Origin of the sequence: Deinococcus malanensis, assembly GCF_014647655.1 — a bacterium.
In the GTDB taxonomy this organism is placed as follows: Bacteria; Deinococcota; Deinococci; order Deinococcales; family Deinococcaceae; genus Deinococcus; species Deinococcus malanensis.
The window spans coordinates 1-13,025 of the sequence record NZ_BMPP01000005.1; the positions used below are offsets into that span (position 1 = coordinate 1).

General features: G+C 65.8%; 13 protein-coding genes and 1 pseudogene. 9 read left to right on the forward strand and 5 right to left on the reverse strand.

Annotation, left to right across the window (positions count from 1 at the left end; genetic code table 11):
- Positions 1-510, reverse strand: a pseudogene (locus IEY49_RS06895) (ATP-dependent zinc metalloprotease FtsH); the annotation flags it as partial.
- Positions 511-603: 93 nt separating this feature from the next.
- On the opposite strand from IEY49_RS06895, the gene IEY49_RS06900 reads away from it, so the two are divergent.
- The 4 genes from IEY49_RS06900 (at position 604) to IEY49_RS06915 (ending at position 2,615) form a co-directional block, all read left to right on the forward strand.
- Entirely contained in the window at positions 604-1,107 is a 504-nt protein-coding gene (locus tag IEY49_RS06900) for a DUF4384 domain-containing protein (RefSeq protein ID WP_189005846.1), read from the forward strand.
- 84 nt (positions 1,108-1,191) lie between these two features.
- Positions 1,192-1,608 (forward strand): nucleotide pyrophosphohydrolase, encoded by a 417-nt coding sequence (locus IEY49_RS06905; protein ID WP_189005848.1) that lies wholly within the window; start codon positions 1,192-1,194, stop codon positions 1,606-1,608.
- On the forward strand, positions 1,605-2,123 hold the full coding sequence (locus tag IEY49_RS06910; protein WP_189005850.1) for a YfiT family bacillithiol transferase: 519 nt from the start codon (positions 1,605-1,607) through the stop codon (positions 2,121-2,123). The genes IEY49_RS06905 and IEY49_RS06910 overlap by 4 nt, the downstream gene beginning before the upstream one ends.
- A gap of 3 nt (positions 2,124-2,126) precedes the next feature.
- Positions 2,127-2,615, forward strand: coding sequence for a Nudix hydrolase (locus IEY49_RS06915; RefSeq protein WP_189005852.1), 489 nt, complete (start codon positions 2,127-2,129; stop codon positions 2,613-2,615).
- 28 nt (positions 2,616-2,643) lie between these two features.
- On the opposite strand, the gene era is transcribed toward IEY49_RS06915, so the two are convergent.
- Together era and IEY49_RS06925 are read right to left on the reverse strand one after the other, a co-directional pair.
- On the reverse strand, positions 2,644-3,567 hold the full coding sequence (era, locus tag IEY49_RS06920) for a GTPase Era (RefSeq protein WP_189005854.1): 924 nt from the start codon (positions 3,565-3,567) through the stop codon (positions 2,644-2,646).
- Positions 3,568-3,723: 156 nt separating this feature from the next.
- Positions 3,724-4,137, reverse strand: a complete 414-nt coding sequence (locus IEY49_RS06925) for an SDR family NAD(P)-dependent oxidoreductase (protein ID WP_189006538.1) — start codon at positions 4,135-4,137, stop codon at positions 3,724-3,726.
- A 30-nt stretch (positions 4,138-4,167) separates the two neighbouring features.
- Between IEY49_RS06925 and IEY49_RS06930 the strand changes: the two genes are divergently transcribed.
- The 4 genes from IEY49_RS06930 to IEY49_RS06945 all read left to right on the forward strand — a co-directional run bounded on the left by IEY49_RS06930 (position 4,168) and on the right by IEY49_RS06945 (position 6,947).
- A complete protein-coding gene (locus tag IEY49_RS06930) occupies positions 4,168-4,419 on the forward strand; it encodes a hypothetical protein (protein ID WP_229780697.1) in 252 nt (83 codons plus the stop codon).
- 46 nt (positions 4,420-4,465) lie between these two features.
- Positions 4,466-5,062, forward strand: coding sequence for a YIP1 family protein (locus tag IEY49_RS06935; RefSeq protein WP_189005856.1), 597 nt, complete (start codon positions 4,466-4,468; stop codon positions 5,060-5,062).
- Positions 5,063-5,177: 115 nt separating this feature from the next.
- A complete protein-coding gene (locus IEY49_RS06940; RefSeq protein WP_189005858.1) occupies positions 5,178-5,492 on the forward strand; it encodes a hypothetical protein in 315 nt (104 codons plus the stop codon).
- Positions 5,493-5,867: 375 nt separating this feature from the next.
- Entirely contained in the window at positions 5,868-6,947 is a 1,080-nt protein-coding gene (locus IEY49_RS06945) for a 3-deoxy-7-phosphoheptulonate synthase (RefSeq protein WP_189005860.1), read from the forward strand.
- Between the two features lie 59 nt (positions 6,948-7,006).
- On the opposite strand, the gene ttcA is transcribed toward IEY49_RS06945, so the two are convergent.
- Entirely contained in the window at positions 7,007-7,909 is a 903-nt protein-coding gene (gene ttcA / locus IEY49_RS06950; RefSeq protein WP_189005862.1) for a tRNA 2-thiocytidine(32) synthetase TtcA, read from the reverse strand.
- A 224-nt stretch (positions 7,910-8,133) separates the two neighbouring features.
- Here ttcA and IEY49_RS06955 point away from each other — a divergent pair, with 224 nt between their 5' ends.
- Positions 8,134-10,584 carry a transglycosylase domain-containing protein gene (locus IEY49_RS06955; RefSeq protein ID WP_189005864.1) on the forward strand — a complete coding sequence of 817 codons (2,451 nt, stop codon included), beginning with the start codon at positions 8,134-8,136 and terminating at the stop codon, positions 10,582-10,584.
- Positions 10,585-10,676: 92 nt separating this feature from the next.
- Here the strand turns inward: IEY49_RS06955 and pnp are convergent, their stop codons facing one another.
- Positions 10,677-12,848 carry a polyribonucleotide nucleotidyltransferase gene (gene pnp / locus IEY49_RS06960; protein WP_189005866.1) on the reverse strand — a complete coding sequence of 724 codons (2,172 nt, stop codon included), beginning with the start codon at positions 12,846-12,848 and terminating at the stop codon, positions 10,677-10,679.
- Between the last annotated feature and the right edge of the window lie 177 nt (positions 12,849-13,025).

Consider the following 13,025-nt stretch of genomic DNA (forward strand, 5'->3'; position numbering starts at 1 on the left):
GTCCTGCTTGGCCTCGTCGCAGCCCGCCACGTCGGTGAAGTTCAGCTTTACCTGCCCCTCGCTGATCACCGCCGCCTTCGACTTCCCAAACTGACTCGTCGTGTTGTTGGACTGTGGCCCTCGCAACGAGCGCCACAGTACCAGCAGAATCAGGGCAGTGACCAGCAGCGGCATGACCTGACCGATCCAGCCCAGGGGCGAGCCTCCGGCCAGAATACGCAGAGGTACGTCTGCAGCGCGGATCCGTGCCAGGGTCGTGGCGTCGGGCGGAACCACCAGCGCCTGGGGACGCATGCTGCTGTGCAGGGTTACGTTGGCGTTTCCAGCGCCATCAAGCGTGACCGCCGCGACCTGGCCCTCTTTCAGGTCCTCAAAAAATCGGTTGGTGGTATAGGGGCCCTGCGGCGTTTCGGAGCGGGGAGGCGTGGACGGCGGCGCTGTCGAGGCCAGTGCCCCAGGCAGCGCCAGCAGCAGGCTCAGGACCACTCTCCGGACGCCTCGACGGAACATGCTCCATGCTACGCCTGCTCCCGGTGGGAGACGGTGAGCCGATCCAGCCACGGGCCTCAGATTCGGGTCAGATATGAATCTTACGCTGGGCTTATGCGCAAGCTTTCTGTCCGCTCTGCCCTGGCCCTCGGTACGCTGACCCTGGGTCTCAGTGCCTGCTCGGTCACGGTGCGCCCCAATGTGTCCCTGACCGGGAGCACCGGCAACCTGATTGTCCGCTTCGCCCCGGACCGTGGGGAAGGCAGTTCGTATTTCGTGGGTGAGGCGGTGCGCTTCCAGCTGACCACCCGCACGGCCGGCTACGTGACCCTGGTGGCCCTCCAGAACGGCTACGCGACGACCCTGGCCCAGAACGTCTACGTGAACGCCGGCACCACCGTGTTTCCCCGTCCGCAGGACGGCGTGACCTACAACGTCGCCGCGCCGCGCGGCGTGCAGCGTGTCCGCGCGATCTTCACGCGCACGCGCCCCACGGGTGACCTGATCCTGCGCGGGACCTATGACGGCAGCCAGTGGAACGCGGCGACCAGCGCCTACCTGACGCCGTATGCCGCCAGCGACCGCGACGTTCAGGAAACGTTCCTGTACATCCGCTGACCGTTAGTCCTGCCTGGGACCGCACCTGTCATCGGGCGCGGTTCTTTGGCTTTATGGGAGGCCCGAGCCCGCTAGCCTGAAGACATGACCTCCAGTCAACCGCTGACCTTCGTGCAGGCGTCCGAGCGTGTGGATGCGTTTATCTCCCAGTTCGAGGAAGGCTACTTTCCGCCTCTCCTGATGCTGGCTCGCCTGACCGAGGAGGTCGGCGAGATCGCCCGGGTGGTCTCGCATAAGAACGGCAAGAAGCCCAAAGCCGGGGAAGATCCGGGTGACCTGGAGATGGAACTGGCCGACCTGCTGTTCGTGACCCTGTGCATGGCCAACGAGCGGGGTCTGGATCTGGAGCGCGGTTTTGAGCGCATGATGGACAAGATCGAAAGGCGTGACGCGACCCGCTGGACGAAGAAAGCGGTTCAGCCCGGTGAGCCGCAGCCCGGTGAGTTGCAGTCTAGTGAGCTGCAGCCCGGCGAGCCTCAGGCAGGGGAAACTCAGGTATGAGCGACCTGCGCTACCCCCTGGGACCCATGCCCACGCCTCTCAGCCTGTCCGGGGAGGAACGGTCTGGGGCGCTGGCCGCCCTGAGCGCCCTGCCTCAGGCGCTGCGGGCGTCAGTAGAAGGGCTGCCGGACGATCAGCTGGGCACCCCTTACCGTGAAGGTGGCTGGACGGTCCGGCAGGTCGTGCATCATGTGGCCGACAGCCACCTGAACGCGTACACCCGGACGAAACTGACGCTGACCGAGACCAATCCCGATGTCAGACCCTACGATGAGACCCTCTGGGCCGAGTTGCCGGATGCCCGGCTGCCGGTCGGCGTCAGCCTGGACCTGCTGGAGAGCCTGCACCGCCGCTGGGTGGCCACGCTGGAAGGCGTGAATGACTGGACCCGCCCCTGGACCCATCCGGCGCAGGGCCGCACCTACACCCTGGACACCCTGCTGGGGATGTATGCCTGGCATGGCCGCCACCACATTGCCCACATCACCGGTCTGCGCGGGCGCCAGGGCTGGTAGCGGGTGCAGTTCGGCGAGTCACTGCATGTTCCGGTCACGCACCGGGCGGCCGGTGTGGTGGTGTTGAACGGAGCCGGCGACATTCTGCTGGTCCGCGAACGCGGGCTCCCCGGACAGATGGGCAAGGCAGGCTTATGGCATATCCCCAGCGGCACGGTCGAGAACGGCGAGAATCCCCAGGACACCGCCACGCGTGAGGCCTGGGAAGAGGCCGGCGTGCGCGTCCGCCTGAACACATTTCTGGGGGCCCTGCTGGGCCGTTTTCCGGATGGGGTGCTGGTGCTGCGGCACGCCTGGCTGGCCGAGCCGCTGGAGGGTTCGGTGTTCCGGCCGGTCCTGGGGCACGAGGTGAGCGAGGTGCGCTTTGTCAGCGAAGTGGAGTTCGGGACGCTGTACGCCACTGGAAAAATTCGCATGTACCACACGAAGCTGTTCTACGAGGAAGCCCTTCGCGTGCGGGCCGCCATGAGGAGGCAGGAGGCGGGGGCCTGAGCCACCGCCTCCCTGACTGCCCCTGTCCTTACTCGTATCCGAGTTCGCGCAGCGCTTCCTCGTCCTCGCGCCAGCCGGGAATCACAATGACTTCCAGGCCCAGAAAGACCTTGCGGTCCAGGAAGACCTCCAGCTGCTTGCGGGCGGCCTGACCGATCTCGCGCAGCTGCTTGCCGCCCGAACCGATAACCATGCCCTTGTGGGCGTTTTTCTCCACCACGATCTCGCCCTCGATACGCTGCAGCCCGTCCTCGCGCTCGGTCCAGCGGTTGACCCGCGTGGCCACGGCGTAGGGGAGCTCCTCACGCAGCTTTTTCATGGCTTCCTCGCGGATGATCTCGGCGGCCCACATCTCGCGGCTCTGGTCACTGGCGGCGCCGCGCGGGTAGAAGAAGGGATTTTCCGGCAGGGTGTCCAGAATCTGCTCGCGCAGGGTGGCCACCTGCAGGGGGCCGTTCTGTGCCGACAGCATCGTCTCGCTGGTTTCTGCCGCGCGGCCTTCGAGCAGGGCGCGGTAAAGCTTCATGGCCTCGTCCGGGTACTTGGCGGCGTCGGTTTTGTTGCCCACCAGAAAGAGGGGCTTGGGCAACTCGCGCACCTGCCGGCCCACCAGCTCGTCCTCGTCGGTGGGGGGGTGGCGCAGGTCCACGACCCAGATGATCACGTCCACGTCTGCCAGGGCGCTGTGCACCTCGTGGTTCATGTATTTGCCCAGAGCGTCTTTGGGCTTGTGCAGCCCCGGCGTGTCCACAAAGACGATCTGGTGTGTGTCGGTGGTAAAGATGCCACGCACGCCCCGGCGGGTGGTCTGTGGGCGCGGGCTGGTGGGCGCCACCTTGGTGCCCAGAAAACTGTTGAGCAGCGTGCTTTTGCCGACATTCGGCTTGCCGACGATCGCCACAAACCCGGAGTGGGTAGTGGCGCCGTCGGAGGTCATGGTGGGGTCGCTCATGGTCGGCATTCTCTCATGGAGTGGGTTCCATTGCCCTCGCCTGCCGCACTTTTCGCACCTTGAGGGTTCGTGCCGGCAGATCATTGTCCGGAGAAACCGCCTTCACAGGCCGCCGACTGCCCCGGTCCTGCAGAGCAGCCAAACTGGCTTCTGATATCAGTGCCGCGCCTGAGCGGACGCCACCAGGCGTGGCAGCACGGCGCGGGGCAGCAGCCGTGGAAGCAGCGTCTGCACCTGGTTGATCCTGCCGGCCACGGCCACCGGCTGACCGCGCAGCATGGCGCGGATCCCAATCCGGGCCACTTCGGTGGCACTCAGCATGGCCAGCCGGTTCGGACCGCTGAAAAGCTTGCTCTGGCCCAGATCGGCCGCCGCCTGGAACCCGGTCTCGACTGGCCCGGGGCACAGCGCGGTGACATTCACGCTCTTTCCCCGCACTTCCTCGTTCACCGCCTCGCTGAAACTCAGGACGTACGCCTTGGTGGCGTAATACACCGCCATCATCGGGCCGGGCATAAAAGCGGCCGTGCTGGCCACGTTCAGCTCAGTGAGGAACGTGCCCGTCAGCATAAGCACTGGCTGCTTGCCCAGCTGGAGCCGATCGCGGAGGCGCTCGAACGCGGCTTGCCCGCATTGCCTGCTGGTGGCGGGGTCACCCTGCTGACGTATACCCAGGCTCTGGTGGCCGGGCTGTACCCCATGACCGACCCTGCCGCGCCGGTTCAGGCTGCCCTGCATGACCCGGCGCTGGCGCCTTTGTGCCTGACACTGGAAGCCGCACTTCCTGGCGCCTTGCGCGCCCTCTACAGCGGTCTGACCCAGCCCGGCGACATGACCGTGAACGCCACGTGATGCCGCAAGCGGCAACCTTTCCTTCTTCCACCCCGTACCCTGCACCATGAGCAAGCCCACCAGGTACCAGACCGCTGAGGTCAAGGCCACGATCACCGATATGTTCGCGCAGAGCAGTGCCGTACTGGCCCGCCCCGGCCCGGCCACGTTCGAACGTTTCGAGCGCCGGGGCGGCACCCGGCATGCCCTGGTCTACGTGGGTCTTGCCGCAGTGGTTTCCGCCCTCATTGCCGCCTTTTTCGCCATCTTTCATACAGACGTCACGGTAATTGGACAGCTGATCTCCCGGCTGATCCTGATTCCGGCTCAGTTCCTGATTTTCACCGGCGCGGTGTATCTGATTGGCAGAAAGCTGTTCAAGGGCACCGGGACCTATCCGGAAGTGGCGTATACCTTCGCGCTGTTTTTCGTGCCGCTCACCATTCTGGGCACGTTGATCGGCATTGTTCCGGTCCTTGGTTGGCTGCTCGCTCTGCTGATCTCCCTGGTGATGGTGGCGTTCGGCTACTTTGCCGTGCAGTCCAGCATGAATCTGCGTGACCAGGGCAGCGCGGTCATTACGCTGGTGCTGGCCGGTGTGGCCCACTGGCTGCTGGGCAGTGTGGTGGGTGGGCTGCTTACAGCGCTGTTTTATGGAGGCTAATACGGGACCTCTCCCTTTGCGGACGCGGGGTGTGGCCAGCTGGCCACACCCCGTCTCTTTGTCTCTGCGGCGGTGTTTACGCTTTCATGCCGGGCTGGCCGGTATGCTGCGCGGCATGACCCAGAGTGCCGGGAAGGCCATCAGCGCAGACGACCGTGTGCGTCTCGATCAGATTTTCATGCAGGTGATCCTGGACGCCCAGGCGCAGGTGCAGGCCACCAGGCCGGCTCAGCCCGGCAACCTGGCGGCCATGTTTCACCGCGAAAGTGTAACCGACGCCCTGCAGGGCTGCGCGATGCTGATCGCCGGCTGGAACGAGGGCCGTGTGGACGAGGCAGGATTGACCCGCGCCGCCAAGGCCCTGCGTGCCCTGGACATGGGAGAACTGGCCACCCGCCTGGAGCGCCTGCGCCAGATCGACGAAGGCTGAGCGCACAAGCGGGTTCGGAGGATGCCTGACGGACCTGGGCACTGCTGACCAGTAATGCCGGCCCCGCCGGAGGAACGTACACCTGAAGCTCCAGTTCGTATGGGCCTGTTAACCCCTCCCCTTGACCTGAACAGCCGGCTTGGTGCAGGCCCGATGTACTGGTGCCGACCCCCGCTAGACACCGCTGCCGGCTGCGCTCTTCCTGAACCGTAGACTGCCTGTATGAAGGTCCGCAGCGCGTTTTTTTATTGGTTCGGGGTGCTCCGGGCCTAGCTTTGCGTTTGTTCCACCCTCACCGCCCGGTGCACCCCTCAGAGGAAGCCACCGGGCGGTTTGCCTTTTGCCCCCAGCTCACCTGCTCTCCAAGGAGAACTCATGACCCGTCAACCGGCCCCCAGCACCACCGAGAACCTGAACGTCACCGGCTTTTCCCCACTGCCCACCCCGCGCGATCTCAAACGCCGCTACCCTCTGACCCCGGAAGCCGAGCGCACAGTGCTGGCCGGTCGCCGGGCTGCCCAGGCCATCGTGCACGGCCAGGATGACCGGCTGCTGGCCGTGGTCGGTCCGTGCAGCGTACATAACGTCGACGAGGCCCTGGCGTACGCCCGCCGGCTGGCTGCGCTGCGTGAGCGGGTGGCCGACCGGGTGGAAGTGCAGATGCGCGTGTACGTGGACAAACCCCGTACCACCGTGGGCTGGCGGGGGTTTCTGCTGGATCCTGACCTGACCGGCGCGAATGACGTCGCGCGGGGCCTGGAGCGCACCCGTGAACTGATGCTGCGCGTTTCGGAAATGGGCGTTCCGGTGGCCACCGAACTGCTTGACCCGTTTGCGCCGCAGTACCTGTTCGACACCGTGGCATGGGCCTGCCTGGGTGCACGCACCACCGAGTCGCAGACGCACCGCGCCATGGCCAGCGCCGTCAGTGCGCCGATGGGCTTCAAAAACGGCACCGGCGGCGGAATCAAGCTGGCGGTGGACGCCATTGTGGCCGCCAGCCACGCGCACGCCTTCTTCACCGTGGACGACGACAGTCAGGCCTGCATCGTGCATACGCGCGGCAACCCGGACGGCCACGTGATCCTGCGTGGCGGACGCGGTGGTCCGAATTACGCGCCGCAGTTCGTGCGGGAAGCGGCCGACCTGATGAGTGCAGCCGGACTGACGCCAGCGGTCATGGTGGACTGCTCACACGCCAACAGCGGCTCGGACCACACCCGGCAGTCGCTGGTCTGGCGCGACGTGCTGCAGCAGCGTCAGGCAGGCGTGAGCGCCATTCGTGGCGTGATGCTCGAAAGCAACGAACACTCCGGCAAGCAGGCGATCCCCTCAGACCTCAGCGCGCTGCGCCCCGGCGTGAGCGTGACCGATGCCTGCGTCGGCTGGAACGAAACCGAAGCGCTGCTGCTCGAAGCCCACGCTGCACTCGGGCGCAGCGCCGTTCTGCGCTGAAAAGCCTGAGCTCTTCATAGGACCCCCGGGAAGCCTGGGCTGAAGGAGACACGTCTCTTTCAGCCCAGCATCTTCAACTCGCCCAGGCCCGCCAGGAACTCACGCTCGGGATAGTCCTCGGCGTCAAAGCCCCGGTCACCCTCGGCCGGCGTGACACTCAGCGAGGCGAAATCAAACAGCTCGCGGTCCAGCAGGTGGCTGGGCGTGACCCGTGTCAGTGCGCGCAGGATGTTGTTCAGGCGCCCCGGGTGCTCACGCTCCCAGCCTTCCAGCATCTCGCCCACGATGCGGCGCTGCAGGTTTTCCTGGGTGCCGCACAGGTTGCACGGAATAATCGGAAATTCGCGGGCCTGCGCGTAGCGGATGATGTCGGTCTCAGCCACGTAGGCCAGCGGGCGAATGACCACATTGGTGCCGTCGTCGCTTTGCAGCTTGGGCGGCATGGCCTTCAGGCGCGCACCGAAAAACAGGTTCATGAACAGCGTTTCCAGAATGTCGTCGCGGTGATGCCCCAGCGCAATTTTCGTGGCACCGATCCTGCGTGCGTGCCCGTACAGGATGCCGCGGCGCAGGCGGCTGCACAGGGCGCAGGTGGTCTTGCCCTCAGGCGTTTTTTCCTTGACCACGCTGTAGGTGTCCTCGGTCAGGATGTCGTGCCGCACACCCAGGCCGCTCAGGTACTGCGGTAGGACGTGGGTAGGAAAGCCCGGTTGACCCTGGTCCAGATTGACCGCCACGATCTCGAAGCTGATGGGCGCCTTGCGCTGCAGGTGCAGCAGCACGTCCAGCAGCGTATAGCTGTCCTTGCCGCCGGACAGGCAGACCATCACGCGGTCACCATCCTCAATCATGCGGTAGTCGCCGATGGCCTGTCCGGCTCCTTTCACGATGGGCTGGAACAGGCGCGCAGTGTCCGCGTCGGGCGCGGAGGCAGATGGGGACGGGGATGCAGGCTGGGTCATGGGCAGCAAAACCGTGTCATCCTACCGGCTTTTGCTGCTGGGCAAGTGTGGGCCGCACTGGAAAGAGCCACTGGAAAGAGCAAGGAAGCGGCAAAGGCTCATGCTTATGGCGGACGTTCCGGAAGGCTGCCGGGGGGTAGGCTGACTGGCATGTGGGCCTTAGCGCTTCCGCTCGTCTCAGGTCATACGGTCCGGTCACATCAAAGCCCGGTAGAGTGGCGCTGATGTGGGTGTTTCGATTACTTGGCGCAGTGCTGGTCCTGGTCATCCTGGGGGTGGCTGGCCTGTGGGGCGCATGGGGACGTGACCTTCCCAGCGTCTCGGACCTGGACGTGCTGGAATTCAGTGGGCAGACCCGCGTGTACGACCGCACGGGTCAGCTGGTCGGGACCCTGACCCCCAGCCTCAGCAGCGGCAGCGGTGAGAACCGCAACCTGCTGAAACTGGGCGAGATCAGTCCCTGGCTGCAGAAAGCTGTGGTCACCAGCGAGGACCGGCGTTTCTTCGAGCACCACGGAGTGGATTACATCGGCATCACGCGCGGCCTGCTCAAGGGCCTGCTGCGCAACGATCTGGAAGGCGGCTCAAGCATTACCCAGCAGGTCGTGAAAAATACCCTGCTCTCGGATCTTCAGGGTGCGCGCACGCCGGAGCGCAAGTTCAAGGAAGCGCTGCTGGCCTACCAGATTGACCGCAGCTTCGACAAGAACAAGATCCTGAACTCGTACCTGAACGTCGTGTACTGGGGCGACGGTGGCCGCACCGACATCGTGGGGGCCGGTACCGCCGCGCACGCCTACTTTCGCAAGAACGCCGCGGACCTGAACCTGGCCGAAAGCGTCTACCTCGCCACCATCATTCCCGCGCCCAACCGCCGCTACAAGGACTTCAAGGCCTACAGGCCGCTGATGAAAAGCCTGCTGGCGCGCATGGTCGAGGATGGCCGCGTCACCCAGGCCGAGGCGGACGCCGCCTGGAAGACGGAGATCTATCCGGCCGGCTGGCGCATCGGATGGAGCCCGGACGGAACGGTGCGCACAGCCACACTGGAACGCCCCGACCGGCTTCAGGAGAACATCAACACTATGGAAGCGCAGGGCGGAGAGAGCCGCTACCGCTTTCAGCACTACCTGCAGGCGGTCGAAAAGGAACTGTTGCCCCTGATTGGCCGCAAGGCGTTGTACGGAGGCGGGCAGATCTACACCGGCATGAACCTGCAGGCCCAGCAGTCCGCCGAGCAGGCCAGCCGGCAGGCCAGCAACCTGCCCGAAGGCGCCACTCTGGGCATCGCGCTGGTCAGCCCGGTCAACGGGGAGGTCCTGGCGCTGGTGGGCCAGAAGCTGACGGCCGGGCGCCCGAGTGACTGGAACAACGCCACCCAGGGCCGCCGTCAGGTGGGCAGCGCCATCAAGCCGCTGCTGTACACGCTGGCGCTGGAGAACAAGTGGAAGCAGAGCGATACGGTGCTGGACGCGCCGATTGCCGGTGACTACCAGCCCATGAACTACGACCGCCGCTGGAGCGGGCGCTACGTGACCATGCGCTTTGCGCTGGACCACAGCCTGAACCTGCCCACCGTGCGCATTGCCCAGGAACTCGGGATCCAGACCTTCGAGGCCAAGCTGCGCGAGATGAACTTCACCGTTCCGCGCGATGCCGGCCTGAGCCTGAGTATCGGCACGCTGGAGGCCAGCCCGCTGCAGATGGCCTCGGCCTACGCGACCTTTGCCAACGGCGGGCTGTACTACGCGCCCACGCTGGTTCGTAAAGCTCAGGACGCCCGCGGCAAACTGCTGTACACCCGTCCTGCTCCTACCCCCAAGCGCATCTGGGACGCCCAGACCGCCTGGCTGGGCCTGGACATGATCCGCGGGGTGGTCAATGACCTGACGGAGCCTCAGGGCGGCCTGGCCACCCGCGCACAGATTCCCGGCTGGGACGTGGGCGGCAAGACCGGAACCACCAACGAGATCAAGGACCTGTGGTTTGCCGGGGTCACCCCGACCATTGCCGGAGCCGTATGGGTGGGCAAGCAGGAAGGCGGCGCCATGCCGGACTGGGCCTACAGCGGCACGGTCCCAACGCCCATATGGCAGCAGGCCGTCGCCGGGGCCCTGCAGGGCCAGCCGAAGGCCACCTTTCAGCAGCCCTCGGGCATCACCTACCGGGTGGTCCGTCAGGTCAACATGGCGTTCCGGGAAGCCGAGGCTGACACGGAGCCCGTGGCGCGCAATGGCGACCGCAGCACGGCACAGGGCGGTGGATTCTTCGGCAGGCGTCAGACCAGACCCAGCGCACCGGCCCCTCAGCCGCCGGTGGAGGCCCCTCCGGAGCCTGCGCAGGAGACAGTGGAGGAAATCCCGGCGGCCTTGCCGGCTGACCCGCCGCCGGACCCCGAGCCCGTACCGCAGGATTTCGGATCAGCCGCGGATGAGCCCGCCGCCCCGGAGCCCGCGGCCCAGGAACCAGTGGCCCCCCAGCAGCCGGCCCCTGAACCTGTGTCACCGCCAGAGCCTCCTCCAGCCGCCACCGGCCAGCCCAGCGGCACCGTGGAATACGAGCCCGAGGAGCCAGCCCCACCGGAACCTGAGCCCCTACCCGACACCCCTCCCGATGATGGGTTCCTCGGCGAACCCCCAGCAGATCCGGAAAGTGCACCACCACCTTTCGAGTAAGCATTGGCATTTCAAGGCAGGAAGGAGGCCGCCCCGTACACCTCGGGCGGCCTCCTTCCTGCCTTGTCCTGTGACGGCGGGGCAGCCGACCTTCAGTCGCGCCGGGGAGGGCGTGGGCCACGGTCCCCACCGCGGTCTCCACGGGGAGCACGCGGCTCACGCGGCGCAATCTTGCCTTCCAGCTCAGGGCGGATCAGGTCGATCTTGCCGCGGTCGTCGATGCCCACGATCTTTACACGCAGCTTGTCGCCGACGTTCAGGGCATCTTCCACCGCGTTCAGGCGCTCCTCACTGATCTGCGAGATGTGCAGCATGCCGTCCTGGCCAGCGTAGAGGTTCACGAAAGCACCAAACGGCGCGGTCTTGACTACCGTGCCCTCGTACTCCTCACCGACCTTGGCCTCCTTGGTCAGCCCGGCGATGCGGGCCCGTACAGCCTCGGCAGCGGCGCCGTCGGCACTGAACACGCGGATGGTGCCGTCTTCCTCGATGGTCACCTGCGCGCCCATGGCTTCAAGTTCGCGGACCTGCTTACCGCCCGGGCCGATGACCTTGCCGATCAGTTCGGGGTTGATCTTGAGGCTGATGATGCGCGGGGCGGTGGGTGAGAGCTCGGGGCGTGGGCCGCTGAGCACCTCGGCCATCTTGCCCAGGATATGCAGGCGGCCCTCGCGGGCCTGCGCGAGCGCCTCACGCATGACCTGCGGCGTGATGCCGCCGACCTTGATGTCCATCTGCAGGGCGGTGACGCCCTCGGCGGTGCCGCACACCTTGAAGTCCATGTCGCCCAGCGCGTCTTCCAGGCCCAGGATATCGGTTAGTACCCGGTACCTGTCGCCTTCCATCACCAGCCCCATCGCCACACCGGCCACCGGGGCCTTGATCGGCACGCCTGCGTCCATCAGGGCGAGGACTCCGGCGCAGACCGTCGCCATGGAGGAGCTGCCGTTGGACTCTAGGACCTCGCCCACCAGGCGGATCACGTAGGGAAATTCCTCAAAGGAAGGCAGCACCGCGCGGATGGCGCGCTTGGCCAGGTGGCCGTGCCCGATCTCGCGCCGCGACTGCCCGCCCATGCGCTTGACCTCGCCGGTGGAGTAGGGCGGGAAGTTGTAATGGAGCATGAACTTGTCGTTGTCCTCGGTGGTCAGGTCGTCCACCAAAATTTCGTCGCGCTCGGTGCCCAGGGTGGCTACCCCCAGCACCTGGGTTTCTCCCCGGGTAAAGATGGCGCTGCCGTGCGCACGGGGCAATGGCCGGGCCTCGATCCAGATCGGCCGGACCGCGCGGCCGTTGCGGCCGTCGGCGCGCAGGTCCTCTTCCAGAATCAGGCGGCGCAGTTCCTGTTTTTCCACCTTGGCATAGGCGTCCTTGAGGGCCATGATGCGTGCCCCGGCACCTTCTGCGTTGGGATCAGGTACATATTCTGCGATGATCGCGTCGCGCACGGCTTTGGTGCGGACACTGCGCTCCTTTTTCTTCGTCGTCAGAAGCGCGTCGCGGATGCCTCCGGCGCGGGCCTTTTCGGCCAGTTCAGGAACGAGGTCCTGGGTCAGGTCGCCCTCAGCCAGGAAGTTGAATTTCTCCTGGCCAATCTCGGCGCGCATGCGTTCGATCAGGTCGATGACGCCCTGCATCTCGGCGTGGGCGAACTCGATGGCGCTGACCAGATCTTCCTCGGAGACCGTCTGGGCGCCGGCCTCGACCATCATCACGGCGTCACGGGTGCCGGCCACGACCAGATCCATGCGGCTGCGCGAAAGCTGATCGGAGGTGGGGTTGACGATGAACTGTCCGTCCACCTGACCCACACGCACGCAGGCGGTGGGACCCACCCAGGGGATGTCACTGATGCTCAGTGCCGCCGAGGCGCCGATAGGCCCCAGCACGTCGGGTGCGTTCTGCTGGTCGGCCGAGATCACCGTGATGATCACCTGCGTTTCGTGCCGGTAGCCCTTGGGAAACAGCGGGCGGAGCTGTCGGTCGGTAATGCGCGCCGAGAGGATGGCCTTCTCACCGGGGCGGCCCTCACGGCGGTGGAACGATCCCGGGATCTTGCCGACGGCGTAATGGCGCTCCTCGAATTCGACCGTGAGCGGCAGGAAGTCCAGTGGGCTTTTCTCTTCGCGGGCCTGCGCGGTGACCAGCAGGATGGTGTCGCCGTAGCGCACCGTGACGCTGCCACTGACCAGCTTGGCCAGCCGGCCGGTCTCGATACTGAGTTCACGTCCGCCCAGCATCGTGGTATAGGTCTTTCCAATCATAGGAGGCAGTCTATACCCGCAGGCAGAATCGGGAATGCGCCTGGGAACCTGTGCCTGCGCGGCGGCCTGAAGGCATCCTTGACTGTTACTGGACTGCCACATGGTCTGGTTTCTGCCATGCGGCCACGGTCCCTGCCAGTGCCGGGACTTCTGCTGGCTGCCCGGGCAGCCAGAACA

What these genes read in the sequence shown, in the direction of transcription:
- IEY49_RS06900 (WP_189005846.1), top strand. Translation starts at nt 604, where the DNA reads ATGCGCAAGCTTTCTGTCCGCTCTGCCCTGGCCCTCGGTACGCTGACC.
- IEY49_RS06905 (WP_189005848.1), top strand. Translation starts at nt 1,192, where the DNA reads ATGACCTCCAGTCAACCGCTGACCTTCGTGCAGGCGTCCGAGCGTGTG.
- IEY49_RS06910 (WP_189005850.1), top strand. Translation starts at nt 1,605, where the DNA reads ATGAGCGACCTGCGCTACCCCCTGGGACCCATGCCCACGCCTCTCAGC.
- era (WP_189005854.1), bottom strand. Translation starts at nt 3,567, where the DNA reads ATGAGCGACCCCACCATGACCTCCGACGGCGCCACTACCCACTCCGGG.
- IEY49_RS06925 (WP_189006538.1), bottom strand. Translation starts at nt 4,137, where the DNA reads ATGCTGACGGGCACGTTCCTCACTGAGCTGAACGTGGCCAGCACGGCC.
- IEY49_RS06935 (WP_189005856.1), top strand. Translation starts at nt 4,466, where the DNA reads ATGAGCAAGCCCACCAGGTACCAGACCGCTGAGGTCAAGGCCACGATC.
- IEY49_RS06940 (WP_189005858.1), top strand. Translation starts at nt 5,178, where the DNA reads ATGACCCAGAGTGCCGGGAAGGCCATCAGCGCAGACGACCGTGTGCGT.
- IEY49_RS06945 (WP_189005860.1), top strand. Translation starts at nt 5,868, where the DNA reads ATGACCCGTCAACCGGCCCCCAGCACCACCGAGAACCTGAACGTCACC.
- ttcA (WP_189005862.1), bottom strand. Translation starts at nt 7,909, where the DNA reads ATGACCCAGCCTGCATCCCCGTCCCCATCTGCCTCCGCGCCCGACGCG.
- IEY49_RS06955 (WP_189005864.1), top strand. Translation starts at nt 8,134, where the DNA reads ATGTGGGTGTTTCGATTACTTGGCGCAGTGCTGGTCCTGGTCATCCTG.
- pnp (WP_189005866.1), bottom strand. Translation starts at nt 12,848, where the DNA reads ATGATTGGAAAGACCTATACCACGATGCTGGGCGGACGTGAACTCAGT.